The 253-nt window shown below is 47.8% G+C and carries 1 protein-coding gene; it reads right to left on the bottom strand.

The genetic code is table 11. The features are described from left to right. Positions 1–86 (bottom strand): hypothetical protein (locus tag E8Q33_RS16330; RefSeq protein WP_247870151.1); only part of this gene is annotated, 86 nt, incomplete at its 3' end. Positions 87–253 lie beyond the last annotated feature (167 nt).

Genomic DNA, 253 nt, shown 5'->3' with positions numbered 1-253 from the left:
GGATCCAAAGTTCGTTCAATAGCTGCTTCACAACCGCAGGCAATAACCGATGTCGCAAACCCGGTGAACGCTGTAGCAGAATGCATCGCCCATTCAAGATTCTGGGCTGTGATGATGATTCGCGTGCTTTCATCGGAAAGGCTTCGGCAAAGGTTTTATCAATGCTTACACCATTGAGGATCATAGTCTGCCTCCCTTATGCAGCGGCTGAATGGTTAAGCTACCACGACCATCATCGATGATTTCATCGTTA

The sequence above is a fragment of the Methylophaga sp. SB9B genome, from assembly GCF_004832235.1.
Lineage (GTDB): Bacteria > Pseudomonadota > Gammaproteobacteria > Nitrosococcales > Methylophagaceae > Methylophaga > Methylophaga muralis.
Note: the sequence above shows the minus strand (reverse complement) of the source record. Positions and strands in the feature narration are given on the sequence as shown.